The organism is Paenarthrobacter sp. NPDC090522, assembly GCF_044769225.1.
Taxonomy (GTDB): domain Bacteria; phylum Actinomycetota; class Actinomycetes; order Actinomycetales; family Micrococcaceae; genus Arthrobacter.
In genome coordinates, this window is record NZ_JBIVXL010000010.1 from 11,667 (window position 1) to 37,929 (window position 26,263).

The window sequence follows — 26,263 nt, forward strand, 5'->3', positions numbered from 1 at the left end:
CCCCTAGCCCTTCACCGAAGAATTAACGTTTTCCAGCACCACGGCCAGCCCCTGCCCCACGCCGATGCAGATCGCCGCGACGCCCCATCGCTGCCCGGAAGCCTGCAACGATCGTGCCAGCGTGCCCAGGATGCGGGTACCGGAGGCCCCCAGCGGGTGGCCCATGGCAATCGCGCCGCCGTGACGGTTCACGATGGACGGATCGATCCCCCACGCGTCCACGCACGCCAGGGACTGCGCGGCAAACGCCTCGTTAAGTTCGACGGCGCCAACCTGGTCCCAGCCGATGCCCGCCTTCGCGAGGGCCTTGTTCGCGGCCTCCACCGGGGCGAACCCAAAGAACTGGGGATCGTTCCCGTGCGCGCCGCGCCCGGCGATGCGTCCAAGGGGTTCCAGGCCGAGGATCGACGAAGCAGCCTCGGACCCGATCCACGCCGCCGAAGCACCATCAGACAAAGGCGAGGCATTCCCGGCGGTGACCGTGCCGCCGTCGGGCCCTGAACCTTCGGGACGGAACACCGTCTTCAACCCGGCCAGCTTCTCCGCGGAAGACCCAGCACGGATCCCCTCGTCACGGACCAGGTCAGTGCCCGGAACCTGCGAAACAAGGTTGTCGTAGAAGCCTTCGTTCCACGCAGCATCAGCCAGGTTGTGCGAGTCCGCCGCGAACGCATCCTGCCGCTCGCGGGTTATCCCGTACTTCTCGCGCAGCCGTTCGGTGGCTTCGCCCAGTGAGATGGTCCAGTCCTTGTTCATGGCCGGGTTCACCAAACGCCAACCCAACGTGGTGGACGCCAGGGTCATGTCCCCTGCCGGGTACGGCTTGGACGTCTTGGGCAACACCCACGGCGCACGCGACATCGACTCCGCGCCGCCCACCAGCACCACGTCGGCGTCACCAGCATTGATCTGCCGCGACGCGATGATCGCCGCATCCAGGGATGAGCCGCAGAGACGGTTCACCGTCGTGCCCGGAATCGAGACCGGCAGACCGGCGAGCAGCGTAGCCATGCGGGCCACGTTGCGGTTTTCCTCGCCCGCGCCGTTCGCGTTACCGAACACCACCTCATCGATCCGCTCAGGATCAAGCCCGGGAGCCCGGCGAACGGATTCACGGACCACATGCGCGGCCAAATCATCGGGACGGACAGCAGCCAGCCCCGAGCCGAACTTGCCAAACGGCGTGCGCACGGCATCGTACACAAAAGCCTGGTTCATAAGAGTTCCTTCGTTTCTACGTACCCAACTGGGTCGCAGTTGTGCGCGTTATGAACCGTCAAAACGCGCACTAATGCGACCTAGTTGGGTGGGTGGGAGTTAGTTGGGGGTGGGGGACGCTTCAGAAGCAGCGTCGATGTCCTGGAATACTTTCTGGGCCGTCTTGAACGCCGAGTTGGCCGACGGAACACTGCAATAGATGGCGGTCTGCAGCAGGATTTCCTTGATCTCGTCCCTGCTCAGGCCGTTGTTGAGGGCCGCCCGGACGTGCATGGCAAGCTCCTCCCAGTGACCGTGCGCCACCAACGCCGTGAGGGTGACCGCCGACCGCATTTGCCGGCCTAGGCCGGGCCGCGTCCAGATCCCACCCCAGGCGATCCTGGTGATCATGTCCTGGTAGTCCTCGGTGAAGGAATCCGTGTTGGCGTTCGCCCGGTCCACGTGCGCGTTGCCGAGCACTTCGCGGCGAACCACCATGCCGGCGTCGTAGATCTCCTGGCCGGTGGCCTCGGGCTGCACGGCTCCGTAGCGCGACGGATCGCCGCTCCGCTGGGGGTTTACTGTGTTCACAGCCCGTTCTCCTTCATGAAGTTCCGCATCAAACCAGCCACGACTGAAGGCGCCTCGGCCGGCGCAAGGTGCCCCACGCCGTCGAGCGCTTCAGCAACGGCAGTACCGCCCCCGGCGCGAATGCCGGCGGCAGTCTCCTCAGCCATCGACGGCGGCGCTACTGAATCCTCGACGCCGGCAATCGCCTGCGTGGGGACGGTGATGCTGCCGAGTTGCTCGCGGACGTCGAACGCTGCGAGGGCCTCGCAGCAGAACGAGTAGCTGAAGCGGTCGGCGTCGCGAAGAGCGTGGAGCAGGCGGCTGCTGATGTCCGGCTGGCGGTCCATAAATCCCTTGGCGAACCAACGTTCCGCCGAACCCTGGATCATCACCGGCGTGCCGAGCGAGCGGACGGTCTCCGCGCGCTCCAGCCAGCCTTCGGGCGTGCCGAGCTTCGCCCCGCTGCACTGGACAGAAAGGCTGCGCAGCCGGTCGCCGTGCTTGATGCCGAGCTGCAGTCCGGTGGCCCCGCCCAGCGAGACGCCAGCGTAGTGGAACCTCGCGCCCGGGACTACAGAGTCGACAAGATCGACGACGGCGTCAGCCAGTTCCGCTACATCGAAGCCTTCCGAGGCGGTCGGCGAAATGCCGTGGCCCGGCAGGTCCCAGCCGATGACGTCGTATTCGTCGCCGAGCAGGGCAGCGGTCTCGGACCACAGAATGGTGGACGTGCCCAGCGACGGGCCGACCACCAGGAGCGGCTTGGCTCCCAGTTCGCGCTGCGGGGACAGCAGCACAGCCTTGACGGTTGGCTTAGCCACGTGGGGCTCCCTTCGTTGAAGAAGTGAAATCGGGGTAGGCGGCGAGGATGCGACGGCTGATTTCCGTGGCCTCGCCCAGGTAGCTAGCGGGATCCAGGAGGGCGTCGAGCTCATCGTCCGGGAGCTTGTCCGCGGGTACCGCTTCGCGCAGGAGCTTGCGGTAGGTATCCGACTGCTCGGATGCCGGTGCCGTGAGCGTTTCGTCGACGACGGCCTGCAGCTTCTGCTTTCCGTCATCGCCCAGGCGAGGTGCGACGGCGGCCGACACACCTTCGCTGACGAGCAGCGGACCCGAGATCTCCAGGTTCCGGCGCATCGCGTCGGGGAATACCCGGAGGCCCTCAGTGAGTTCGCGGAGCTGGATGGCAGCCCCGATGGTGAGCGCGAGAAGGCGCCGCAGGGCCGGCCATTCCGTGTGCCACGCGCCGTCGGGGCGCTCATCATTGAAGGTCGCTGCAGCCAAGTGCAGCTGTGATGCGAGGCCCGGCGCCTGGAGTGCCGCACTGCGGACCAGCACGGACAACACGGGGTTCTGCTTCTGCGGCATGGCCGAGGAAACACCGCGGCCGGCAGCCAGGGGTTCGCCGAGTTCGGCCACCTCCGGGCGGCTCAGGAACAGCAGGTCGGCGGCGATCTTGCCGAAGGAATCCACGAGTGCGGCCAACGAGTCCCCGAGTCCCGTGACGGCCAAACGGTGGGTGTGCCACGGGGCAACTGCCGGCGAGAGCCCGAGCTTGGAAGCCAAGGAATCGGCCAGCGTGAACGGGGTTGAGCCCGAGCCGGAGGCTGGGCCCGAACCCGGGCTAACCGCGTAGGCTGCGCCCGAACCCGGGCTAACCGCCAGGCTTGAGCCGGCAGCCGAGCCAGAACCGCCGGTCAGCTTGGTACCGGAGGCCAACGTTCCGCCCGCGCCGCCGAACTGCACGGGCAACTCCAAGGAAGTGAGCCGCGATGCAGCGGCCGCCACACTCTGGAACCACTGCGCGGACCTGAGCCCAAAGGTGTACGGGAGCGCATGCTGCGTCAGGCTCCGGCCCACGCACAGCGTGTCCGCGTGCTGCTCCGTCAAGGCGGCGAGCGCCGTCGTCGTTCCGTGCACCTCGGCGAGCAGCGCCGAAACGGTGCGGCCGGCCAGGAGCATGAGGGCGGAATCGAGCACGTCCTGGCTGGTGAGAGAGGTATGCACAGCGGAAGCTGCCCCGATGCCGTCAGCGTCCAGTTCGCGGACCCGCGTGCGGAGTTCGCCGAGGAGCGGGATCACCGGGTTGGCGCCGCCCTGAGCGCGTTCGGCAAGGAGGGCGAGGTCGTAGTGCCGGGGGTCGGCGGCTTCGGCCACCACAGCGGCGGACCCTTCCGGGGCGAGCCCGGCATCCTCAAGGACGGCCGCCCAAGCGGACTCGACGTCGAGGATTGCCGCGATCACGGCACGGTCGCCCGTCAACGCCGTCACGGCAGGTGAGGCGGTGACGGGGCTGAGGAGGCCGAAGTCGCCGTCGATCATGGCTGTTCCGAAAGATCCAGCGAACCGTCCTGCTGGAAGTCCAGGAACACGGTCTCGTCGCCGCCCTGGAGGCGGATGTCCCAGGTGAGTCCACCATCGGCGTCGCGGTGCGCGATGAGGGTCTTGCGGCGCTCGGGATCGAGGGAGCTCAGCAGGGGATCGTTGGCCAGCGCTTCCTCGTTTTCCGGGAGGTACACGCGGGTGAAGAGGCGGTTCATGAGGCCTCGGGCAAAGACGGCCACCGAAATGAACGGCGCCGCGCCAGGCTTGGTCGGACCGGGGTTGACCGTGGTGAACGTGTAAACGCCCGAGTTGCCCACCGAACCGCGGCCCCAGCCGGTGAAGGTGTAGCCGTCGCGGACCAGCGAGCCGGTGCGCTGGACGATGTTGCCTTCGGAATCCGGCTGCCAGATCTCAAGGATGGCATCCGGGATGGTGTTGCCCGCGCCGTCGTACACGGTGCCCTGAAGGCGGATGCTGCCGGGGCTGCCGGGGGCCAGGAGTTCGTTGTCCTTGGTGAAGGGGAGGGCGTAGCCGTAGAAGGGGCCAACGGTCTGGCCCGGTGTGGGTGTCAGCTTGCTCATGTGCTTACTCCTCGTCCCCGGCGTCGCCGTATGCTTCGTTTTCGGTCCAGGTCCGCTTGGAACCGGTCAGGATAATGTCCCACTTGTAGCCGAGGGCCCATTCGGGGCTGGTGAGCTCGTGGTCGTACTGGGCTACGAGCCGGTCGCGGGCATCCTGGTCAACGATCGACTGGTAGATGGGGTCCAGCGGGAAGAGCTGGTCGCCCGGGAAGTACATCTGGGTGACGATGCGCTGGGTGAACTCCGAGCCGAACATGGAGAAGTGGATGTGCGCCGGACGCCAGGCGTTCAGGTGGTTCTTCCACGGGTAGGCGCCGGGCTTGATGGTGGTGAAGGAGTAGGAGCCGTCCTCGCCGGTGATGCAACGTCCGACGCCGGTGAAGTTCGGGTCGAGCGGGGCGGGGTGCTGGTCGCGCTTGTGGATGTAACGGCCGGCGGCGTTGGCCTGCCAGATTTCCACGAGCTGGCCGGCAACCGGGCGGCCGTCGCCATCCAGGACGCGGCCGGCAACGATGATGCGCTCACCCTGCGGTTCGCCGTTGTGCTGGATGGTCAGGTCCGACTCCAGCGCGTGCACGTCCTGGTGACCGAACGCCGGCGAGTAGAGCTCAATGGTCTCCGGGTCCGCGTGGTGCAGGCTCTTGGTGGGGTGGCGCAGGATGGAGCTGCGGTAGGGCGCGTAGTCCAAGCGCGGCATGGTCTCGGGAGCCTTGCCGTTCTTCAGCGACTCCGCGTAGCGCTCCTTGATGCCGTTGATCTCGGCACTGAGGTCTGCCTGCGTTTCCACCTTCTTGGAATCGTGCGCGGCGTGTGGCTCAGCTGGCGGCACGAGGTCCTCGGATTCGAGAGCTTGTGCGGTGTTGTCTTGCGGCACAGCCGGCTCCTTTCTATGGATTCTTTGTCGGGTTCGGGCGGCTATGCCCGGTGGAGCGAGTCGTATTGGACGGCATGGCGCACAGGGGCGTTGGGCGCTCCGTAGCCGTCGTAGCTGCCGCGGCGTTCCACCATCTCGAAGAACACGCTGCCCACAGTGGCCGTGTAGAAGTGAAGGAATTCGCCGTTGGCGTCCCGGTCATACAGGAGGTTGAGCTCCTGGAGCGTGTCCCGGAAGCCGGGTTCAAGATCGAACCGGGCGTCCAGGTCCTCGTAGTAGTTGGCCGGAATCTGCAGGAACTCAAGGCCGCGCTCCCGGGCGGACCGGGCAGTTGCCACGAGGTCGTCCACGGCGAACGCGATATGTTCCTGGTAAGTTTTGCGTGCTTTGTCGGCCTGCTGCGCCGGGGCCAGGTTCAGCACCAGCCGTACCGCGCCGTCGGTGGTCTGCATGACCTGCGAACGCACCAAACCGCTGGGGCTGGGTACTTCGGCGAACGGCTGCGGCTCGAGAGCCAATGCGCTGGTGTAGAAGAGGACGGCTTCGTCGAAGTGCTGCCACGGCTGGGCGAGGTTCACATGGTCAATGACGGCGTTTTGATGTGTAGCCGGGTGTTCCAGCCCCTCGCCGAACTCGTGCGTCCAGGCGGCCGTGCCGTCAGGGCTGCCTTGGCACAGGAAGATCTCGGTGGAGTCCGGCGCGGCGATGCCTTGGAACACTTCCTCGTCCGCCTGGACCTTCCGGGCCACCACCGGCGCCTTGAGTTGCTGGGCGCGGGCGGAGGCAATCACGGGAGAGTCGACGTCGAACCCCAACGCGGCAATAGCCGGTTCGGTGTGCGAGGGTGCCTGCTCGTTGATGATCACGCGGGCCTGGCCCATGGTCCACAGCTGGACATCCTTGGTGCGGTGGCGGCCCTCGAATTCGAAGCCGAGCTGGCCAAGGAGCTTCTCCAGTTGGGCGGTGTCGTCCGCCTTGACCTCGGCGAAGTTGAAGCCTGCCGGCTCGTTCACCTTGGGCAGCGTGGCCAGTTCCATGGGATAACGACGGCGGCCGGGACTGCCGTTGCCGGCTGCGGTTTGACTGGACGTGCCCGCCAGCCACTTGGCGCTCTGTTCCTCGAGCCAGATGAGCGAGCGCATGGCATCCACGGCCGTCCGCTCAACGTCCGACTGCCGGAACACATCGTTGAAAACTTCGAGGGACACCGGACCGGTGTAGCCCGCCCGGACCACGTGGCCCATGAACTTGGCGAGCTCGAACTGTCCCTCCCCGGGGAAAACACGGTAGTGACGGCTCCAGGACAGCACATCCATGGAGAGCTTGGGAGCATCGGCCACCTGGACGAAGAAGATCTTCTCCGCGTTGATGTCCTCGATCGGGGCAGTGTCCCAGTCGCGCGAAAGAATGTGGAACGAGTCCAGGCAGGTGCCCAGGTTGGGGTGGTCCACCATCTCCACCAGGCGGTAGGCGTGCTCGTAGTCATTGACGTACTTGCCCCACGCGAGTGCCTCGTACGCCACCTTGACGCCGTGGCCCCCCGCCAGTTCGGCGAGTTCGCGGAGCTGTTCGGCCCGCAGTTCGTCATTGTCGATGGTTGCCGTAGCCACGTTGGAGCACACCAGGATGGTGTCCATGCCCAGGCGTTCCATCAGGTTGAACTTCGCCTCGGCCCGCTTGAGGTTGGCCTTCAGCAGGTCCGGAGTGACGCCGTCGAAATCGCGGAACGGCTGGTACAGGTCAAGGCCCAGGCCCAGGTCTGCCGCCATCTTCCGGACATCCTCCGGGCTGAGCGAGGACGTGACGAGGTCCTGCTCGAAGATTTCAATGCCGTCGAAGCCCGCGATGGCGCAGGCCTGCATCTTCTCCTTCAGCGTCCCGGAGAGGCAGACGGTTGCGATTCCGGTGCGCATCAGTGGGCCGCCTTTGCCAGTGCGGGTGCTTGCTCTTCGGAAGCGATGAGTTCAAGGAAATGTTCACGCATGCGGTCGCGGTCAGCGTCCTTTCCGGTAAAGATCTTGAAGGCGTCCGCCGCCTGCCCAACTGCCATGCGGCCGCCGTCGAGCACTTCGCAGCCTTTGGCGCGCGCTTCGCGGACCAGCTGCGTTTCGATGGGGCGGTAGACGATGTCCGCCACCCAGTGGCGGGCTTCCAGGAGCTCGATGTCCAGCGGCAGGCCCGGGTGCGCGGCCATGCCGATGGGGGTGCAGTGCACCAGGCCGTCGGCGAGGGGCATGACCTGTCCCAGTTCGGCGATGCTCCGCGGGGTGACTGTCGCGGCGGGGAAGAGTTCGCTGAGTTCGGCTGCCCGTTCCGCGGCACGCTCAGGGTCCATGTCCACGAGATCCAGCTGCCTGGCGCCTGCCTTGAGCAAGGCGTACGCGACGGCGGATCCGGCACCCCCCGCGCCCAACTGGACGACGCGATCGAGCTTGGCCTCCGGAAGCCCGTCGGCGAGCGCCGAACCGAAACCGGAGTAGTCCGTGTTGTGGCCGATGAACCGGCTGTCGTGGATCAAGACCGTATTGACGGCGCCCAGGCGACGGGCGTCGTCGGAAATTTCGTCCAGGTGCTCCAGCACCAGCTGCTTGCACGGATGCGTGATGTTGAGGCCGTTGAAGCCCATCTGCCGGGCCGCTTCGAGCAGACCCCCGACGGCGGTAGCCGGCAGTGCGAGCTCCAGCAGGTCGATGGGGCGGTACAGCAAGCGAAGGCCCTGCACATCGGCCTCGCGTTCATGCATGGGCGGAGTGAGCGAGGGCATCACGCCTTCGCCAATCAGGCCCACCAGAACGGATTCGGCTCGGTTGCTCATCCTCAAGCTCCTTTTACTTTCACGTACCGCCGGTGCGTATCAACGCGGTCCCGACCGGACGTATGACTCAGGTTACTACAGTTGTTCATATTCCGCACGCTTGTTCTTATCGCGAACATTTCGGTTGCACCTGCACCCAACTGGGTCGCAATTAAGCGCGTTTAGAGCGGTCAAAACGCGCACAAATGCGACCCAGTTGGGTCAGCGCTGCGGGAGGCGGGCCGCGAGTTCTGCCGCGGCCTCCTGCAGGGTGGGGACGTGCGCCACGAGCTCCTCCATGGTCAGGCGGAACACTGGAACAGCGACGGCGATCGACGCAAAAGCGTTGCCCTGCGAGTTGAGAATCGGCACGGCCACGGCACGCATGCCGATCTCGTTCTCCTCATCCATCACGGCATAGCCCTGGCGGCGGACCTGCCCGATTTCCTCGCGGAACTTGTCCCGGTCGGTGATGGAGTGCTCAGTCAGGGCCTCAAGGGGAAGTTCTTCGAGCAGCCGCTTGCGCTCGATCTCCGTCTCGAACGCAACGATCGCCTTGCCCACGGACGTGGTGTGCAAGGCGCCGAGGTGTCCGGGGTCGCTCGTGACCCGGAAGGACTTGGGTCCGTCCACCTTGTTCACCGTGAGGTGATGGTCGCCGTCGCGAACGGAGAGGATGGTGGCCTCATGGGTGCGTTCGGTAACCCGTTGCAGTACAGGCAGTGCAGTTGCCGCAAAACCGTGATGATTGGAAACGCGCTGGCCGAGCTGGAACACGCGGAGGCCCAGATGGTACCGGCGGCCGTCCGGCTCGTAGTCCACAAAGCCGTCCCTCGTCAGCGAGCCCAGCAGGCGATAGGTGGTACTGAACGGCAGGCTCGCACTCCTGGCAAGATCCGCAGCACTTGCCCCCTTCGGCTCGTTGCCCAGCAGTACCAAAAGGCTCAAGGCCTTGCCGACCATGTCGGTCTTTGTGTCCTCTTTCACACTCATAGGAGAAATGCTCTCACATTGTGAGAGCTATTTCTAGATGGTGATTACTTCTCTTGACAAGTGACCGCACTCACAGCCACTATTGCTGTATTACACAAGTAGCTCTCACCATGTGGTTACTTATCGGGAAGCTCAGGCCGCACCTCGCCCGGGATCTCCGCACAGCTTTATCCGCGACATCGTCGTCACAGAAGGAACACCCCCATGAGCCAAACAATGCCGTCAGCGACGCCAGGCACAGAAACAACCAAGGGAACGCCCAAGAAAGCCGCACTCGCCAGCTTCCTCGGCAGCGCCGTTGAGTACTACGACTTCTTCATCTTCGGATCGGCCGCCGCGCTGATCTTCCCGCACGTTTTCTTCCCGGATGCGGACGCCAACGCCGCCATCATGTCCTTCGCGACCTTTGGCTTCGCCTACGTCGCTCGCCCGGTGGGCGCCATTATCCTGGGCCACTTCGGTGACCGGATCGGCCGCCAGAAGGTCCTGATGTTCACGCTGGTCCTTATGGGTGCGGCAACCTTTGTGATCGGCTGCCTGCCGGACTTCAAGACCATCGGCTGGTGGGCACCCGTACTGCTGGTGCTGGCCCGCCTGGCCCAGGGTCTCTCCGCCGCCGGCGAGCAGGCCGGCGCCTCCTCCATGACGCTGGAGCACGCTCCGGACAACCGCCGTTCGTTCTTCACTTCCTGGACCCTCACCGGAACGCAGGGTGGACAGATCCTGGCAGCGCTCGTCTTCATCCCGGTCGTGGCACTTCCCGACGAGATCAAGTACGGCATCGGCTGGCGCATCCCGTTCTGGCTCAGTGCCGTGGTGGTGATGGTGGCCTACTTCATCCGCCGCACCCTGCACGAGCCGCCCGCATTTGCCGAGGCCAAGAAGAACAACCAAATCGCAAAACTGCCCATCGCCGACCTCCTGAAGCTGCACTGGCGCGACGTCCTCCGCGTGGTGTGCTGCGCCTTCATCGCCGCCGTCAGCACGGTGTTCGGAACCCTGGCCATCAAGTACGCCCAGGACGTAGCCCACGTGAACAGCACCATTACGCTGTGGCTGGTGGTTGCGGCCAACATCGTGGCACTTGGCACCCAGCCCCTGTTCGGCATGCTGGCGGACAAGATCGGCCGCAAGCCCGTGTTCGTCTACGGAGCCCTGGCCAGCGCCATCATGACACCGGTCTTCCTCCTGACCCTCGAAGGCGGCAATGTGCCGCTGATGTTCCTGGTCTCGATCGTGTTCTTCTCGTTCGGTTATGCCGCAGCCAACGCCGTCTGGCCGTCGTTCTATGGAGAAATGTTCAGCACCAAGGTCCGTTTCTCCGGCCTGGCCATCGGCACGCAGCTCGGCTTCCTCATGGCAGGCTTCGCTCCGGCAATCGTTACGGCCATGGGCGGAACCAAGGCCGGCGGATGGGTCCAGATCTCCATCTTCAGCGGCATCATCTGCGTGATCGCCGCCGTCTCCGCCCTGACGGCCCGTGAATCCGCAAAGGTCCCGACGGCCCAACTCGGCCTGCACAAGTAGTCCAGCCTGTAGCGGAGGAGCGCTCCTTCCCGGCTCCTGGGAGCGCCCACCAGTGACGACACACAGAAATGCCCGGCATGTTCCCCAACATGCCGGGCATTTCAGCGTCCCGCGCAACCTGATTGCGGAGCACGCAGCGCGAGTAGGCGAAGGAATGCTGGCGGGACTACCGCGGATTCAGGGCCACCGGCTTGAACTTGGCTGCGCCGGTCCCGGAGTACAGCAGCAACGAGCCATCCCCGGCTACCCCCACCACTGAGGGGTCGCCAGTCCCGGTAAATCCGTTGCCCAACGCCGCGATGCCGGAGAACATGTTCCATCCGGACCCGAGGTAGGAACGCGACAGGAAGCCACCGGATCCGTCGCCCGGGTAAAGCCACAATCCACCATCGCTGCTCCGGCCCAGGATGTCCTCCCGGCCATCGCCATTGAAGTCGCCGGCCTGCAGCACCAGGTTGAACATGTCCCAGCCGGAGCCGATCTGTTTCCGGGCCAGGAACCCGCCGCTGCCATTCCCGGGATAGGCCCACAACGTTCCATCCGAGGACGCCGCCACGATGTCCGGCTTTCCGTCACCGGTGAAATCGCCGGGGGCCAGCATTTGCGTGAACCACTGCCACCCCGTACCAATCTGCTTCCGGGCCAGGAACTGCCCCTTGCCGTCCGTCGGGTAAAGCCACAGCGTCCCATCGGTCGCCCGCGCCACGAGGTCGGGACGTGAATCGCCGTCGAAATCGCCGGCGCTGAGCACCGTGGTGAACATGTTCCACCCCGTCCCGATCTGCTTGCGCGGCAGGAAGCCCCCCGAACCGTTTCCCGGGTAAAGCCACAGAACGCCGTCCTTGCCACGCGCCAGGACGTCAGCCACGCCGTCGCCGTCGAAATCGCCGGCCTCCCAGACCTGGCTGAAAGCGGTCCAGCCGGCACCGATGGCAAGACGGTCAGCGAAACCGCTGCCGTCGCCCGGGTACAGGGTCATGCCGCCGCCCGGCGCGGCCGCCAGGACATCCGCTGACTTGTCACCCGTCAGGTCCGGGCCGCCGATGAGGTCGCCGGCACCGTTCCAACCACTTCCGACGGCGGCACGCGGCTTGAAGCCGCCCTCACCGTCGCCGGGGTAGACATAGAGGGTCCCGTCACTGGCCCGGGCGAGGAGTCCGGCAGTTCCGCCGCCGAAGGAACCCGCCGGCGCGAGAGTGTTGAAGACATCCCAGCCTTGGCCGATCTGCGTCGCGGCCAGGAAGCCACCCGAGCCGTTGCCCGGATAGAGCCACAAGCGTCCATCGTTACCGGCGGCAAGGAGGTCGTTGCGCGAGTCGCCATCGAAATCCCCCACGGCCACAATCTGCGGGAAACCCTGCCAGCCGAAGCCCACTTGGCTCCGGGCCAGGAACCCTCCCTTGCCGTTGCCGGGGTAGAGCCACAGTCCGCCGTCGCTGGCCCGCGCGATGATGTCCGCGAAGCCATCACCGTTGAAGTCGGCCGTGCCGAGGACCGCGTTGAAGATGCCCCAGCCCGATCCGATCTGCACCGGATCTTTCAGCCGGTTCCCGGACTGGCCGCCGAAGAGAAGGAGCGAGCCATCAGCCTCGCGGGAGATCACGTCGGGGAGCTTGTCGCCGTCGAAATCCCCTGCCGAGAAGCGCATGCGGCTCTTGAGTTTCGGATCGGCATTGATGGTGACCGTGGCGGACGTGCTGGAGACCGCGTTGATGGTGACCTGGGTGCCGGTGTACGTCGTGAACGTGCTGCCGGCCTGCCACGCGTGGTTCTTGGCGTACCAGGGTTCGGTGAACGGGATGGTGGACGGCATGAGGATCAGCGACGATGCGATGGTCGCGCCCCCACGTTGGACGATCTTCACGCCGCGGTTGCCCTCACGGCCCGCCGCGGAGAGGTAGCTGTCGTAGCCCACCGGCTGGCGGAGCTCGAGGTAGTAGACCTCCTTGCTCACAGGGTCCGTGAACTTGATGGCCCGCTGCGCGTCGGTTCCGCCCCACGGTTTGAGGGTGTAGCTCTTGACTCCGCCGGCAACCCCCACGTCCCGGATCTCGTCTCCCCGCCCGAAGCCCGCATAGTCCCAGAACGACGAACTCACTACGGGCTGCGCATATTGCGCCGCACCCATGATGTCCGTGGTGTCACCGTACTCGCGGATGTAGCAGGAGGGGTCCGTGAACCTGCCGCTGCTGTCCGTCCCGACGTCCGTCACACCGCTTCCGCACTGCAGGGCGTCAGCGTGCATCAGGCCGATCACGTGTCCGAACTCGTGGGTCATCACATTGCTGGAGAAGCTGCTGAGCTGCGGCATCAGCACCCGGCCGTTGTAACTTCCGCTGCTGTAACCGGCACCCAGTGCGTTGCCGGACAAGGTAGAGCTCGGGATGAAGATGACCAACGCCGTGTAGGGGCTCGCCGACCATTTCAACTCGCTGGTGATGGTGGAGATGATGGTGCCGTAGCTGTCCGTGGAGCGGGCGCTCGACTGGAATCCGGCCACCCGGGAGTCCACAGTCATGGACAGCCGGCCCGCCGTCATCGCCTTCCAGTAGCCACTGGTGGCTGCCACTGCCTGCTCGGCTCCGCTCATGGACACCGTGTTGGTATTGTCGGCCAGCTTCGCGGTGACGAGCCGGATCCGGATGTCACCGTTGGGACCCGTCGCGGCCACGCCGTCGCTGAGGCGGCGTTCGACGTCGGTGGATCCTTGGGAGGGTTGCGGCGCAACAGTGGGCGGCGTCTCGAAGACGTGATCCGAGTGCGGTGTGCCCTCGACGAATCTGACGTTCGGACTATCGGGGCTGGGCAGCGGCACGGCCGTTGCCGGGGCCTGGACAAAAAACAGACCGGTGGCACAAACCACCAAGCCCGTGGAAACCGCAATTGCACGCCGCAGCAAACCCATGGAATCTCCCAGAGACCGAGCCTTCGGTTCCCGTGAGTCCCAAGAACCGACATCAGGCTACAACCGGCCCAGCTGACTGCGGCGGACGTTCGGGTCAAGCGTCGGCGCGTCACCCCGCCGGTGGCGCGTTCCGGCGTCGGGCATTTCCTGAAACTCCGGCAGCGCCCAATGCTAACCGGACCCTAACCATGCCGAAATACCCCGGCAACAATGCCCCGCCACACTGGAATAGCCGGCAAGTGCAGGCACCAGCTCCAGCCAGGAGGACACCATGCTGAAGGAAGTCAAAACTCGAATAACACGTATACGCGCGATCAGCCAACTCCACCGCGGAGACGAAATCGAGGCCCGCATGTCCGTGGGACCGGCCTACGACGATGTTGTGATCCGTCGCGGACTCGTCCAGGAAACAGCGCCGGGAATCGGCGTTGTCTGGATCATGGACCGCGTCTCCGGGATGAGGAAAGCCATCAATACCGACGAGTGCAGCGTTTGGCGCGTCGCCTGAACCACTACCCTCCGAGTTTTGGGCACGGGCCCAACCCAGGCACCCGCTCAGCCGCCGGCCACGGACTGGATAATCAAGACCTCCTGGCCGCCAGAAACTTCCGTATCCAGCCCTTTGAGTCGCCGGACCTCGTCACCGTTCACGTAAATATTCACGAAACGGCGGAGCGCACCGGTTTCGTCACGCAAGCGCCGGGCCAGGACCGGATATTCACCGGTCACAGTGTCCAGCAACTGTCCAACGGTTACAGCCCCGTCGGCGGACGCAGTCAGATAGGACTGTCCGCCGACGAGTGGCTGCAGGACACCAGGCAGCAGGACCGTTATGTCAGCCACAACGGACCTAAGCGGGTGCCGGGGCGCCGGTAGGATCTTCGGGCGCCCCGGCTGCTTTCGCGGCTGTCTCCACGATCTCGGCCGCCTCCGCCAGTACCGTCTCTTCGGCGGCCGCCAGTGGCGCTTCCACGCCCGCCGGGTTTCCCACCACGACGGCGGCCCGCACGCACAGCACGTCCGGCAGGTGTGAGGCTACTTCGGTAAAGGTCCCGCCTTCGTCGGCGCTGGCATAGACGGAGCCGCCGCGGGTTCCGAAGTACACGCCGACGGGGTCTCCAGTGTCCACGGCGGCGGCGTCACGCAGCACCGCGTTGTACTCGTGGTCCGGAAGTCCCGTGTGCAACTCCGTCCAGGTGTTGCCGGCGTCCTCGGTGCGGTGGACGCTCAACTTGCTGTCCGGCGGGATGCGTTCGCCGTCGGCCTTCAACGGGATCACCCACGCCGTGCCTTCGCGGCGCGGGTGGGTCAGCATCACGAATCCGAAGTCTGCGGGAAGTCCTTCGGCGATCGAGTTCCAGTTCTCCCCGTTGTCATCCGTGCGGTACACGCCGTGGTGGTTCTGGGCGTACAGGCGGCCCGCTACCGTGGCGTCGGCCGCGATCTTGTGGACGCACTGGCCGAACTCCGGGTTGGGATCGGGCATGAAGTAGGCCGAGATGCCCTTGTTCCGAGGCTCCCAGGAGGTACCGCCGTCGAGCGATCTGTAGACGCCACCCGTGCTCATGGCTATGTGGACCTGCTCGCCGGAGGGGTCCACGACGATCGAGTGTGCGGCCGCGCCACCGTAACCGGCGCCCCACTCGCTGCGATGCGGGTGGTCCCACAGTCCGCGGTTCAGCTCGAAGTGCTCACCGCCGTCGGTGGACTTCCACACCGAGATCGGTTCGCAACCGGCCCAGACGACGCCGGGGCGGGATTCGGCGTCGGGGTAGATCTGCCAAATGCGTTCCAGGGCGGCATCGGTGCCTTCGGGGAACGTGATGGCACCGTTGTCAGGCTCGGTCCACGTGGCACCAAAGTCATCCGAATGTGCCACGGTGGGGCCCCAATGTTCCGAACGGACACCTACCATGATGCGTGTTTTGCCGGCCCGCGTATCAATCCCGATGCTCGGTATCTCGTTCATCAGGAAGTGGGGGCCGGAGAGGGACCAATCCTTGCGGTCAGGGCTGGTTGCCAGCCACAGACCCTTTTTGGTACCGATCGCCAAGACATAACTCTGTGCGGTACGTGGGGTTGCCATGAGTCCCATCGAACCATCGTGGGGCGGGGAGGGCAATGGGTATGCGGCTTATGTGGATAGGCCGGTGCCCCCAACATGCGCCTACCAAGGCGTCAGAAGGTCAGCTCAGCGGAGATCCTGTCCGCGTGGGCCCGGAGCTCCTCGAGATGTGTCTGGCCATATGGGTTTCCGGGGCGTTCATCCGCCCCGAAGCGCGACGACGGACCGCTGACGGTGAGTGCGCAAAGAGTCCTGCCCTTCGGACGCTTCACCGCAACCGCGAGCGCAGCTACTCCAGGTTCCACCTCGTTGATGCTCTGCCCGAAGCCCTGCTCGCGGACCCGGCGTACCTCCGCCACGAACCGCTCCATCGACGTCGTGCCCGCCGTCGTCAGGGCAGCGGGCAGGCCGTCCGCATAGAGACTGGCCAACTCGGCCTCGTCCCGAAGGGACAGGAGCAGCTTTCCAGAGGCCGTGGCGTTGGCAGGCATCAACGTCCCCACGCGGCTTGTCACGCGCATGATGTTTCGGGACTCGACGCCGGCAACGAAGCGGATCGACGCCTTGTGCAGAACGGCCAGTTGGACGGTCTCACCGGATACATCACGCAGGCTCTCCATATGTGGCTGCGCCTTTTCGATGCAGTGCTCGATGGCCGATGCGTCGTTGGCACCCAACATGGCCGGACCGAGTCGGTATTTTTTGCCGGTGGTGACTCTCTGCACGTAACCGGCCTCGGCCAACGTGGAGATCAGCCGGTGCGCTGTGGACATGGCACACCCGAGTTCCTTGGCTACGTCAGTAATTCCGAGCTCGGACCTGGTTTGCAGGGAGTCGAGGATTCGAAGGGCCTGTTGAACTGATTGCAGGGTGTCACTCACGGGTTCATCACCATCAAATTCCGCATAGAGGAATACTAGACCAATCTATTCCGTCATGCGGAGACCAAAGCTAGATTTAAACATCTGCCGTTGAACGAGCGGCGACTTTCAGCAGAGATCAGGAGCGGTTGTGGCGGGAATCGGCGTAATTGGCGGCGGCGGAATTGCAACAAGTATTGCGTCGTACGTTCTGCAGGCGGCGAGCCACCAGTTGACCTTCGTCCAGGGACGCTCCCTGGGCGCTGGGATTGCCACTACCACCTTGGCCACTGATGACGAACTTCGCGAAACCGATCTTGTGGTTGAGGCGGCCCATCCCGATGTAGTCAAGGAACACGGCGCGCGGATCCTGAGGACATCGGACCTTATGGTCCTTTCGTGCGGCGCCGTGGTGGACGACGCCGTCCGGAATGCTCTGGCTGAAACCGCAACAAAGCATGGGACTCGGCTGATCCTGCCGCACGGAGCCCTGGTGGGCGTCGAAAGCTACCTGCCCCAGCAATGGAAGTCGGCGACCATCGAATTTGTGAAGTCCCCGTCCAGCCTTGAGCCGGCACCCAAGCACACGGACAGACGGATGGTCCTCTACGACGGACCCGTGCGGGGAATCGCCGCGCTGTACCCACGGAACGTCAACGCCATGGTGACGTACGCGCTGGCAACGGTCGGTCTGGATCATTGCCGCGCGCGGCTGGTCAGTGACCCCGACGCACCCGTGGGACGCCTGGAAACAAGCGCGGCAGGAGCCGACGGGTCGCGCCTTCACGTCGTCAAGGAGCAGCCCATGAAAGGCGTCTCCGGCACGGAAATGGCCGCTTCCGTTCTCGGAAGTCTGCAACAAGCCATGGAACAGCGGCCGGGCCTGGTTTTCGGCTGATCACTCCCCCCTGCGCCCGGGCAATGACGCCTGCGCATACAAACAAACGAGGTGAACTGTGAAGGAAACGATCTCACCCGAGACTGTCTCGAACCAGAATCCGGAATCCCGTCCATCACTCAGCAAACTTGCCGTGGCGTCCTGCGCCGGCACGGCGATCGAGTACTACGACTTCCTGGCCTACGCGATCGCAGCGTCAACGGTTTTCAACGCCGTGTTCTTCCCGGCCACGGACCCGGCAATCGGCACACTGTTGTCCTTGGCCACCTTCGCCACAGGTTTTCTCGCCAGGCCTCTGGGCGGAATCATCATCGGGCACTTTGGGGACCGGCTCGGGCGCAAGAGAATGCTGCTCCTGACCCTTGTTTGCATGGGTGGCGGCACAGTTCTTATCGGCGTGCTTCCCGGCTACGCCCAAATAGGGATCTGGGCGCCCATCATCCTGGTCCTCCTGCGGCTTATCCAGGGATTCGCCGCGGGTGGCGAGTTTGCCGGGGCCGCGCTGATCGCCATCGAACATGCTCCAGCCAACAAGCGGGGGTTCTACGGAAGCTGGACCATCCTGGGCGTGTCCATCGGCGCACTGCTGGCAACCGGAGCGTTCTCCTTGCTGGGTGCGCTGCCCAAAGACGACTTTGCTGCCTGGGGCTGGCGGCTGCCCTTCCTTGCCAGCATCGTCATTGGCGCGGTCGGACTCTTGGTCCGGTTTGGCATCGACGAAACACCGGCGTTCCTCAAGAACCAAGACGCGTCCAAGCCGGCGAGGCTCCCGTTGGTGGAGGTTATCCGCAAGCAACCCAAGGCCATCCTGTTGTCCACGGGAGCGCTGGTGGGCTATTCGACGTTCGTCTACGTCGTCTTCACGTTCCTCCTCAGCTACGGCACGCAGGAACTGGCACTTCCCCGCACGTTGCTGCTCAACGCCTCGATGCTGGGTCTTCTGCTGCAGGTCGTCACCGTTCCAGCCTGGGCAGCACTCTCCGACCGGATCGGCCGGAAGCCAGTGATGCTTCTCGGCGGGGCCTTCCTGGTGGTCTTTGCCTTTGCATTGTTTCCGCTGGTCCGGACCGGCAACACAGGTGTCATCCTGGCGGCCGTAGTCGTTGCGTACAGCGGCTCCGCAGCCATCCACGCACCCATGGCGGCGTTCTTCGCCGAACTCTTCGGGACTGGCGTCCGCTACAGCGGCATCTCCCTGGGCTACCAGCTCGGCAATGTTTTGGGTGGAGGCCTGGCGCCGGTCATTGCCACAGCCCTCTTCGCAACGAGCGGGAAAAGCACGGATCCAGTCGCCATTTACCTGGCCGCGACCGCCGCGGTGAGCATTCTTTGCCTGCTGGCCCTGCCCAACACAGGCCGGAAGGGATCCCTGGACCTTGAAGCCTGATTCCCAGGCCGGCGCCGTGTCCGCAACCACCCGCCGTCGTTAGCCACGTACGGCCGTGGCAGCCCCTGCCCCGCACGGATTGGACTTCAACTAATGTTGAGGTTTTAGGGTAGGAGAGGCTCCGGAATCCCAGGGCCAGCAACGAAAGCACAGGTTATGCCCCTCTCCAGCGCCCCGGCCGACACAACACACCACCTTTTCCGCAGCGCTTTCCGCACCCATCCCGCCGGTGTGGCCGTGGTGACCGCGGCCGGCGAACGGGGTCCCGTGGGGCTCACCGCCTCCTCCGTGGCCTCGGTGTCCGCCGATCCTCCGGCGCTCTCTTTCTCCCTGTCCGGCAGCAGATCGGCGGAACAGCTCATCCAGGCCGAAACAGTGGTGGTCCACATGATGGATGCGGGCCAATTGGAACTGGCGAAGACCTTCTCCCGCCCCGGCACTGAGCGCTTCACCGCCGGCATGGACTGGGTCACGCTGCCCACGGGTGAGCCGTTGCTTCGGGCAGCACCATGGGCCTTGCGTTGCCGGATCACGCACCGGGTTCCGGTGGGTACATCCATCCTGTTGGCGGCAGAGGTCCTGGAGATCCACGGCGCGCCGGGTACCGCTGAGCCGCTGGTCTACCACGACCGATCGTTCCACCGGCTCACAGACGCGTCCCGCATCGGCTAGGAACGCCCGACGGCGGATGGTCACCAAGGCGACCATCCGCCGTCGTTGTTTGTGCCTCAGTTGGAAACAGCGGCGGGCTGCTCCTGGAAGGCGGGCACCACGTGCTCGATGAAGAGCTCAAGGGAGCGCTTCTTTTCTTCGTGGGTGAGGCTGTTGTCGGACCAGACGCTGAACTCGGTGACGCCCAAGGATTCGTAGTGGCGGAGCCGTTCGATGATCTCGTCGGGCGTGCCGATCATGGCCGTCTTGTGGAGTGCTTCGGGCGTGAACTCGGGGCGCTCGGCGAATTTCTCCTCGGGGCTGGGCTCGAGGAATCCGTTGACGGGCGTGGTCTTGTTGCCGAACCACGCGTCGAACGTCCGGTAGAACTTATTGATGCCTTCGGCGGGGCGGCGCCAGCCTTCGGGTTCGTCGGCGGAGTGGACGTGGGTGTGCCGGAGGACCATGAGGTCCGGGCGGGGAACGTCCGGGTTCTTTTCCACGGCGGAATCGAACTTCCGGGCGAGGTCCTCCACTTCCTCGTCGCCCTTCATCAGCGGCGTCACCATGACGTTGCAGCCGTTTTCCACCGCGAACTCGTGGGAGGAGATGTCCCGCGCTGCAATCCACATGGGCGGGGTGGGCTTCTGGAGGGGTTTGGGGACACTGGTGGAGGTGGGGAATTGCCACACTTCGCCGTCGTGGGCGTAGTCGCCTTCCCACAGCTTCCGGACGGCCGGGACAAGCTCGCGGAGGTGCTTGCCGCCGTCGACTGCTGACATACCGCCCATGAGGCGGTCGAACTCAAACTGGTACGCGCCGCGGGCCAGGCCCACTTCTGCGCGGCCGTTGCTGATGACGTCCAGGAGGGCGCACTCACCGGCTACACGGAGGGGGTTCCAGAACGGCGCGATGATGGTGCCGGCGCCGAGGCGGATGCGCGAGGTCTTGGCCGCCAGGTAGGCCAGCTGCGGCATGGGGCTCGGGGAGATGGTGTATTCCATGGAGTGGTGTTCACCGATCCACACTGTGCTGAACCCGCCGGCCTCGGCAAGGAGGGCAAGCTCGGTCAGGTTTTCGAAGCATTCCTGGTGCGAGACGGACTCGTCCCAGCGTTCCATGTGGACAAAAAGGGAAAAACGCATTGGTAACTCCTTTGGTTCACGGCGAGGCGTACCGCCGCTGTGGGTGGCTGCGGCTACTGGGATGCTGCCGCGTTGCGCTCGGCGATGGTTTGGTTGCCGCGGGACCAGTGTTCGTGCTCGATTTCGCGGATGATGACCGTGGTGTTTTCCGGGACCGCACCCACTGCCCTTTCGGCGGCGCGGTGCAGTTCGGTGATGAGCGAGCGGAGTTGCTCGGGCGAACGGCCTTTGGCGATGGAGACTTCGATAAGTGGCATGTGGGACTCCTTTAGCTGCGCAGGACGAAGGGATCGGATACCGGACCCTCATCGGTGTTGATCCACACGCTCTTGAGGCGCGTGTACTCGTGCATGGACTCGAGTCCGTGCTCAATGCCCACGCCGGAATTCTTGAACCCCTGCCGAGGGGACATGGGAGACATGGCGCGGTAGGTGTTCACCCAGACCGTTCCGGCTTCAAGCCTGCGGGCCATGCGGTGGGCACGGGCCAGGTTTTGGGTCCAGATGCCGGCAGCGAGTCCGTACTCGGTGTCGTTGGCCAGGCCTACTACCTGGTCCTCGGTGTCGAACGGCATGATCGCTGCCACCGGACCAAAGATCTCCTCCCTGACCACTTGCATCGTGTTGTCCACGTCGGTGAGAACGGTGGGCGAAAAGAAGTAGCCGGGAAGATCGATGTCCGGCCGCTTCCCGCCGGTGCGTATCGTTGCGCCCTCACGGACCCCGATGTCCACGTAGGAGCTCACCTTGTCCAGCTGGGCTCCGAACGCGAGCGGTCCAAGTTCGGTTGAGGCGAGGAGCGGGTCTCCGATGATGATCGAGGAGGCACGCTCTGCAACGCGTTCCACCAGTTCGTCGTAGACGCTGCGGTGGGCGAACACCCGGCTGCCCGCAATGCAGGTCTGCCCCGCAGCAGCGAAGATTCCTGCGATGACGCCCATGGCGGCGTTGGACACATCAGCGTCCTCGAACACGATGTTGGGGCTCTTGCCGCCCAGTTCCAAGGTGGAGCCGATGAAGCGTGACGCTGTTTCGGAGGCTATGCGCGCCCCGGTTTGAGTGGACCCGGTGAAGGAGATCTTGGCGAGCTTGCGGTGGCTCACCAAGGCAGCACCGGCTTCCTGGCCGAATCCCGTGACCACGTTGACCACGCCGTCCGGGAACCCGGCCTGGCTGGCGAGTTCGGCCACGCGGAGAATGGTCCGGGACGTGTACTCGCTGGGCTTGATCACCAGGGTGTTTCCGGCCGCCAACGCGGGGGCCAGCTTGGACGTGGTCAGGGTCAGCGGGGAGTTCCACGGGGTGATGGCGCCAACCACGCCCAGCGGCTCACGCTGCGTGTAATTCAGCATGGTCACGGAGTTCGTGGGGATCTGGCTGCCCTGCACCTTGTCCGCGAGACCTGCGTAGTAGTAGAGGTACTCCGGGAGCGAGGCCAGCTGCCCGCGCATTTCGCGCAGGAGCTTGCCGTTGTCCAGGGTTTCCAGCTGGGCGAGTTCTTCGGCGTTCTCGCCGATCAGGTCGCCCAGCTTCCGCAGGAGGTGGCCACGCTTGGTCTGGCTCAGGTCCTGCCAGGCGGGATTCGCGAAAGCCGCACTCGCGGCAGAAACGGCACGGTCGACGTCGGCCTCGTCGCCCCGCGCTGCCTGGTACAGCACCTCGAGGGTTGCCGGATTGGTGCTGTCGAAGTAGTCACCGCTGGTGGGCGGGACCCATCCTCCGTTGATGAAGTGGTCGTAGCGACGTTCACCGGACATGTGAATGCTCCTTGATGAAAGCTGTGATGGTGGTGGCGAGTTCCTGGGGGCGTTCCACGGGCATCATGTGGCGCGTTCCTTGGATGACGGAATACGTGCTGCCGGGAATGGCCGCAGCGAGCCTGGCGCTCATGTCCGGGGTGGAACCGGGATCCAGCTCGCCCGTCACGGCATGGGCCGGAACGGTGATGCGCGGCAATTCCGGGGCGATCTCCGCGTCAGCAGTGGCGAAGACCCGGTAGCAGGCCAGGAACGACTCGGGATCGTTCCTTTGCAGGACCGCCCGCGTTTCCTCGATGACCTGGTCCGGAACACCGGACCCCTCCGGGAACCATCGCCGGATGGAGGCTTCCACTGTTGCCGGGAAGTCCGAGGCCGCCGACGCGAGGCGGACCATGACCGCAGCGTGTTCCTCGGACGTGCGGGCGCAGACCGAGGCGACGGATACCAGCGTGGACACGAGATCGGGCCTGAACCTGGCCAGGTGCTGGGCCACCAGGGCTCCCAGCGAGAAACCCACCAGGTGCGTTCCCGGCTGGAGTTGCCCTGCGATGTCCGCCGAGAGCTCCCCGAGCGTCACACCGTCAGGGGCCTTCGCCCGGCGTCCATGGCCCAGGAGTTCCAGGACCTGGACCTCATACTCCGGCTCAAGGAATTCGCGCAGTGGCGCCCACATGGATCCGTCCAGTCCCACTCCGTGGATCAGGGCTATGCGCTGGCGGCTCACGGCGGAAGGCACCTACTTCGATTCGGTGGAGAACGCTGCCAGGCGCTGCTGCGGACGTCCCTGTGCTGCGGCTGCGAGGGCGATCACGATCTCGTCGGCATGCGGGGCATCGTTGATCCGGACCTCGATGGTCTGGTGGTGCGAGCGGATGGTGGCGTCCGTGATGTGCTTGAGCGGGATGTCGAACAGCACACCTGCGGGACCACGCTTCTCGACAGCCGGCAGGAGCGTGGTGGCGTTGGCGGCGTCGCGGAAGTGGTTCCCGAAAGCCAACGTGTGGATCAGGCCCGAACCGTGTTCGATTTCGCCGTTGAGGCCCACGATCGCGGCCTTTCCGTAGGCTTCTGCCGGAGCACCAAGGGCCTCCAGGACACGGGGTGCCAGCAGGGCTCCAATGTCCGAGGCATTCTCATCGATACCGGGTGTGAGGTCTTCGACGAAGCCCTGGCCGGCCCACGGGTTCTTCACGATCGCCGCGACAACGGCGACGCGGGCTGCCGGGCTGACTTCCCGGCCCCCTTCCAGGAGGACGTCTTCGGTGAAGGTAACAATTTTTCGGATGCTCATGAGACAAGTTCTCCTAGTGTTTCTGCTTTGACGATCGGATCGGTGAGGCGGTCGCCGATCCTTGAGTGCGGCCGCGGGCCAGTGGACGCGGCGAGGACGACGACGATCTCGCCAGGACGCGGAGCGTCACCGATGCGTGTGGTTGCGGTTTGGTAATGGGTGCGGGTGGCGGCGGCATTCTTGTGCCACAGCGGCACGACGAGGGAGGCGCCTGCGTCGGCCCTGTCGTCGGCGAAGCAGATGATCGATTCGCCTTCGAAGTATTCGCGGACCAGGTTTCCGAAGAACGGGGTGTGGATGAGGGCCGCTCCGTGTTCGATTTCACCGTCGGTACCCACCACGGCGGCTTTGCCGAAGGCTTCGATCGCGTCCACGCCGCCCAGGTTGGCAGCGAGGATGTCGGTGAGTTGGCGGGCCAGGACGGGAGCTACCTGGATGACCTCCGGACTGAGGTCATCAGTTGCTGTTCCCTCAAGCCACGGGTTCGCGATGACCGCGGCAACCGTGGCCCGGACAGCAGGGACTGCCGGGGCAGCGTCGTTTTCGAGCAGGATTTCTTCGCTGTAATAGACGATTTTGCGGATGCTGGGCCCGGTCATGGTTTGGTTCCGGGGTGGTCAGGCAGGCTGAAGAAGCGCATGGCTTCCTTTCGGTTTATGGGGTCAGTGCTTGTGATCGGCGTCCGGACCCGGCATGAGGGCTTCACGCGAGGAAGCGTGGACGTGGTTCCGCATGGCGGCTTCGGCACCGAAGGGGTCTTTGTGTTCAATCATTTCCAGGACGGCACGGTGTTCCCGGGTGGAGGCTTCGATGCGCCCCGGGTGCTCCACGGTCTGCAGGACCAGCCGCTGGTAAGCCAACTGGTTCATGAGCCGTTCGTAGTGCTCAACAAGTTTGCGGTTGTCCGAACCCCGGACGATGGTCCAGTGGAACTCGTGGACCAGCCGGGCGTACGCGTCAGGATCGTGGGTGAGGCCGGCCATTTCGGAGGCCTCGAGGTTCCGGCGCAGCACGTCCAGTTCCGGAACTTCGCCCCGACGGGCCAGGAGCGACGCGGCGAGGCCTTCCAACGATTCCTTGAGCTGGAAGAGCTCGATGATCTCCCTGCGCGTAGGTTCGCGGACAAAGGTGCCCACCTTGGGCCGGATCTCCACCAGGCCCTCATGCTGAAGCTGCTTGAGCGCTTCCCGGATAGGAGTGCGGCTCACGTCGAACTCCTGCGCCAGGAAGGCCTCCGGGAGGACCGCGCCCGGAGGGAATTGTCCCCCGAGGACCAGTCGCCGGATCTTGCCGAGGAGGCCGTCCTGCTCAGCGGATTCGCTCATAACTACGAGTTCGTCTTGCATACATCACAGCGTATGTTGCATGCATCAGGGCGTCAACAGTTGGGCTCCAACTTTTCCGAAATCCCAGCAATTGCAAGGAACTTGCCTGAATATCAGCAGAGTATTGACCTTTCCTTGTGAGCTGGCTTACTGTCATTGGTATGCAACAGACGTTGGAACCGCTCATCACATCAGCATGGTTGGCAGCTTGGGACAAGGGAGACCTCGACGCTCTCGACGCCCTCATGGCGGCCGGCTACATACGCACCAGCAAGGCGACAGGAGCAACCGTCGATCTTGCCGGCCTCAAGGCGGAAATCGCTGCGGTCCGGGAGGCTTTCCCCGATCTGAGCACTACCGTTGACGACGTGGTTGAAGGAGACGGCACTGTGGCCGTGTTCTGGACTTCCACCGGCACGCACACCCACGAGTACCTGGGCGTTCCGCCCACTGGGCTGACCGTCCAGACCCGGGGCTCGAACATCCTGACCCTGGACAACGGGAAGATCATCCGTGAATCCGTGACCTGGGATGGCAGCGAATTGCTCGCAGGCCTGGGCATCCGTCCGCTCCGCGGCATTGCTGCACCCGTAGTGCCGGACGTTGCCGACCTGCCCGAGTTGGACCCGGACCTGATGAAGGCGTTCAACCGCCAGTTCATCACCGGCGTCACGGTAGTTACCACCAAGGAAGGCGACACTCCCAAGGGGCTGGCAGCGAACTCCTACTGCTCCGTCTCCCTCGAACCGCCGCTGGTGCTCGTCTGCGTCCAGAAGACGTCCAGCACCTACTCGGCACTCTTTTCCTCAAGCCACCTCGGCATCAACATCCTGGGTACGGACCAGCGCGAAACCGTCCGTACTTTCGCCTCCAAAGCCGCGGACAAGTTCGCAGAACTTCCCTGGCACGACGGACCCAACGGCAGCCCGCTCCTGGACGGCTCCGCTGCCTCGCTTGAGGCAGAAATCCAGGAACGTTTCCAAGCCAAGACCCACACGGTCTTCATCTGCCGGGTCCGCCATGCGGAAACCGGCGGCTCGGCACCCATGGTCTACAAAGCCGGTCGATTCTTCGACGGCGACGCCCTGGCCGAACTCTAAAGAGCCGGCGCGGCTG

At 64.7% G+C, this 26,263-nt stretch carries 26 protein-coding genes; 6 read left to right on the forward strand and 20 right to left on the reverse strand.

Annotated elements, in window-relative coordinates; translation table 11 throughout:
- Positions 1-3 precede the first annotated feature (3 nt).
- The 9 genes from ACIQT2_RS14295 to ACIQT2_RS14335 form a co-directional block, all read right to left on the reverse strand.
- A complete protein-coding gene (locus ACIQT2_RS14295; protein ID WP_402947522.1) occupies positions 4-1,218 on the reverse strand; it encodes a thiolase family protein in 1,215 nt (404 codons plus the stop codon).
- 99 nt (positions 1,219-1,317) lie between these two features.
- A complete protein-coding gene (gene pcaC / locus ACIQT2_RS14300) occupies positions 1,318-1,788 on the reverse strand; it encodes a 4-carboxymuconolactone decarboxylase (protein WP_402947524.1) in 471 nt (156 codons plus the stop codon).
- Positions 1,785-2,588: an alpha/beta fold hydrolase gene (locus ACIQT2_RS14305; RefSeq protein WP_402947527.1), complete on the reverse strand. Its 804-nt coding sequence runs from the start codon at positions 2,586-2,588 to the stop codon at positions 1,785-1,787. Before ACIQT2_RS14305 ends, pcaC begins: the two co-directional genes overlap by 4 nt.
- On the reverse strand, positions 2,581-4,089 hold the full coding sequence (locus ACIQT2_RS14310) for an adenylosuccinate lyase family protein (RefSeq protein WP_402947530.1): 1,509 nt from the start codon (positions 4,087-4,089) through the stop codon (positions 2,581-2,583). Before ACIQT2_RS14310 ends, ACIQT2_RS14305 begins: the two co-directional genes overlap by 8 nt.
- Complete coding sequence (gene pcaG, locus ACIQT2_RS14315) at positions 4,086-4,673, reverse strand: protocatechuate 3,4-dioxygenase subunit alpha (RefSeq protein WP_402947532.1); 588 nt, start codon at positions 4,671-4,673, stop codon at positions 4,086-4,088. Before pcaG ends, ACIQT2_RS14310 begins: the two co-directional genes overlap by 4 nt.
- 4 nt (positions 4,674-4,677) lie before the next feature.
- The gene (gene pcaH, locus ACIQT2_RS14320) at positions 4,678-5,547 is read right to left on the reverse strand and encodes a protocatechuate 3,4-dioxygenase subunit beta (protein WP_402947535.1); all 870 of its coding nucleotides are present in this window, start codon (positions 5,545-5,547) and stop codon (positions 4,678-4,680) included.
- A gap of 41 nt (positions 5,548-5,588) precedes the next feature.
- The gene (locus tag ACIQT2_RS14325; protein WP_402947538.1) at positions 5,589-7,460 is read right to left on the reverse strand and encodes a bifunctional sugar phosphate isomerase/epimerase/4-hydroxyphenylpyruvate dioxygenase family protein; all 1,872 of its coding nucleotides are present in this window, start codon (positions 7,458-7,460) and stop codon (positions 5,589-5,591) included.
- A complete protein-coding gene (locus tag ACIQT2_RS14330) occupies positions 7,460-8,362 on the reverse strand; it encodes a shikimate dehydrogenase (RefSeq protein WP_402947541.1) in 903 nt (300 codons plus the stop codon). Before ACIQT2_RS14330 ends, ACIQT2_RS14325 begins: the two co-directional genes overlap by 1 nt.
- Before the next feature lie 201 nt (positions 8,363-8,563).
- The gene (locus ACIQT2_RS14335) at positions 8,564-9,334 is read right to left on the reverse strand and encodes an IclR family transcriptional regulator (protein WP_402947544.1); all 771 of its coding nucleotides are present in this window, start codon (positions 9,332-9,334) and stop codon (positions 8,564-8,566) included.
- 204 nt (positions 9,335-9,538) lie between these two features.
- Here ACIQT2_RS14335 and ACIQT2_RS14340 point away from each other — a divergent pair, with 204 nt between their 5' ends.
- Positions 9,539-10,861 carry an MFS transporter gene (locus ACIQT2_RS14340; RefSeq protein ID WP_397325189.1) on the forward strand — a complete coding sequence of 441 codons (1,323 nt, stop codon included), beginning with the start codon at positions 9,539-9,541 and terminating at the stop codon, positions 10,859-10,861.
- A gap of 166 nt (positions 10,862-11,027) precedes the next feature.
- Here the strand turns inward: ACIQT2_RS14340 and ACIQT2_RS14345 are convergent, their stop codons facing one another.
- Positions 11,028-13,766, reverse strand: a complete 2,739-nt coding sequence (locus ACIQT2_RS14345) for an FG-GAP-like repeat-containing protein (RefSeq protein ID WP_402947548.1) — start codon at positions 13,764-13,766, stop codon at positions 11,028-11,030.
- Positions 13,767-14,037: 271 nt separating this feature from the next.
- Between ACIQT2_RS14345 and ACIQT2_RS14350 the strand changes: the two genes are divergently transcribed.
- Positions 14,038-14,274 (forward strand): hypothetical protein, encoded by a 237-nt coding sequence (locus ACIQT2_RS14350; protein WP_400332887.1) that lies wholly within the window; start codon positions 14,038-14,040, stop codon positions 14,272-14,274.
- A 47-nt stretch (positions 14,275-14,321) separates the two neighbouring features.
- Here ACIQT2_RS14350 and ACIQT2_RS14355 read toward each other — a convergent pair whose 3' ends face one another.
- The 3 genes from ACIQT2_RS14355 to ACIQT2_RS14365 all read right to left on the reverse strand — a co-directional run bounded on the left by ACIQT2_RS14355 (position 14,322) and on the right by ACIQT2_RS14365 (position 16,712).
- The gene (locus tag ACIQT2_RS14355; protein WP_397325185.1) at positions 14,322-14,609 is read right to left on the reverse strand and encodes a MoaD/ThiS family protein; all 288 of its coding nucleotides are present in this window, start codon (positions 14,607-14,609) and stop codon (positions 14,322-14,324) included.
- Between the two features lie 7 nt (positions 14,610-14,616).
- The gene (locus tag ACIQT2_RS14360; RefSeq protein WP_402947552.1) at positions 14,617-15,861 is read right to left on the reverse strand and encodes a WD40/YVTN/BNR-like repeat-containing protein; all 1,245 of its coding nucleotides are present in this window, start codon (positions 15,859-15,861) and stop codon (positions 14,617-14,619) included.
- 83 nt (positions 15,862-15,944) lie between these two features.
- On the reverse strand, positions 15,945-16,712 hold the full coding sequence (locus ACIQT2_RS14365) for an IclR family transcriptional regulator (protein ID WP_402947555.1): 768 nt from the start codon (positions 16,710-16,712) through the stop codon (positions 15,945-15,947).
- 130 nt (positions 16,713-16,842) lie between these two features.
- Between ACIQT2_RS14365 and ACIQT2_RS14370 the strand changes: the two genes are divergently transcribed.
- From ACIQT2_RS14370 to ACIQT2_RS14380, 3 genes are all read left to right on the forward strand, one after another.
- Entirely contained in the window at positions 16,843-17,589 is a 747-nt protein-coding gene (locus ACIQT2_RS14370; RefSeq protein ID WP_402947559.1) for an aspartate dehydrogenase domain-containing protein, read from the forward strand.
- Positions 17,590-17,647: 58 nt separating this feature from the next.
- Complete coding sequence (locus ACIQT2_RS14375; RefSeq protein WP_402947562.1) at positions 17,648-18,976, forward strand: MFS transporter; 1,329 nt, start codon at positions 17,648-17,650, stop codon at positions 18,974-18,976.
- A gap of 156 nt (positions 18,977-19,132) precedes the next feature.
- Positions 19,133-19,648 carry a flavin reductase family protein gene (locus ACIQT2_RS14380; protein ID WP_402947564.1) on the forward strand — a complete coding sequence of 172 codons (516 nt, stop codon included), beginning with the start codon at positions 19,133-19,135 and terminating at the stop codon, positions 19,646-19,648.
- 56 nt (positions 19,649-19,704) lie between these two features.
- Here ACIQT2_RS14380 and ACIQT2_RS14385 read toward each other — a convergent pair whose 3' ends face one another.
- The 7 genes from ACIQT2_RS14385 to ACIQT2_RS14415 form a co-directional block, all read right to left on the reverse strand.
- Entirely contained in the window at positions 19,705-20,772 is a 1,068-nt protein-coding gene (locus ACIQT2_RS14385; protein WP_402947567.1) for an LLM class flavin-dependent oxidoreductase, read from the reverse strand.
- 53 nt (positions 20,773-20,825) lie between these two features.
- Positions 20,826-21,029, reverse strand: coding sequence for a 4-oxalocrotonate tautomerase family protein (locus ACIQT2_RS14390; RefSeq protein WP_402947570.1), 204 nt, complete (start codon positions 21,027-21,029; stop codon positions 20,826-20,828).
- An 11-nt stretch (positions 21,030-21,040) separates the two neighbouring features.
- Positions 21,041-22,528 (reverse strand): aldehyde dehydrogenase, encoded by a 1,488-nt coding sequence (locus ACIQT2_RS14395; RefSeq protein WP_402947573.1) that lies wholly within the window; start codon positions 22,526-22,528, stop codon positions 21,041-21,043.
- Complete coding sequence (locus tag ACIQT2_RS14400) at positions 22,518-23,255, reverse strand: alpha/beta fold hydrolase (RefSeq protein ID WP_402947576.1); 738 nt, start codon at positions 23,253-23,255, stop codon at positions 22,518-22,520. Before ACIQT2_RS14400 ends, ACIQT2_RS14395 begins: the two co-directional genes overlap by 11 nt.
- 12 nt (positions 23,256-23,267) lie before the next feature.
- Entirely contained in the window at positions 23,268-23,822 is a 555-nt protein-coding gene (locus tag ACIQT2_RS14405; protein WP_274258137.1) for an amino acid synthesis family protein, read from the reverse strand.
- Positions 23,819-24,421 (reverse strand): amino acid synthesis family protein, encoded by a 603-nt coding sequence (locus ACIQT2_RS14410; RefSeq protein ID WP_402947580.1) that lies wholly within the window; start codon positions 24,419-24,421, stop codon positions 23,819-23,821. Before ACIQT2_RS14410 ends, ACIQT2_RS14405 begins: the two co-directional genes overlap by 4 nt.
- A 63-nt stretch (positions 24,422-24,484) precedes the next feature.
- Positions 24,485-25,168 carry a GntR family transcriptional regulator gene (locus ACIQT2_RS14415; RefSeq protein WP_400332847.1) on the reverse strand — a complete coding sequence of 228 codons (684 nt, stop codon included), beginning with the start codon at positions 25,166-25,168 and terminating at the stop codon, positions 24,485-24,487.
- A gap of 140 nt (positions 25,169-25,308) precedes the next feature.
- Between ACIQT2_RS14415 and ACIQT2_RS14420 the strand changes: the two genes are divergently transcribed.
- Positions 25,309-26,247 carry a flavin reductase gene (locus ACIQT2_RS14420; protein WP_402947583.1) on the forward strand — a complete coding sequence of 313 codons (939 nt, stop codon included), beginning with the start codon at positions 25,309-25,311 and terminating at the stop codon, positions 26,245-26,247.
- Positions 26,248-26,263: the final 16 nt, after the last annotated feature.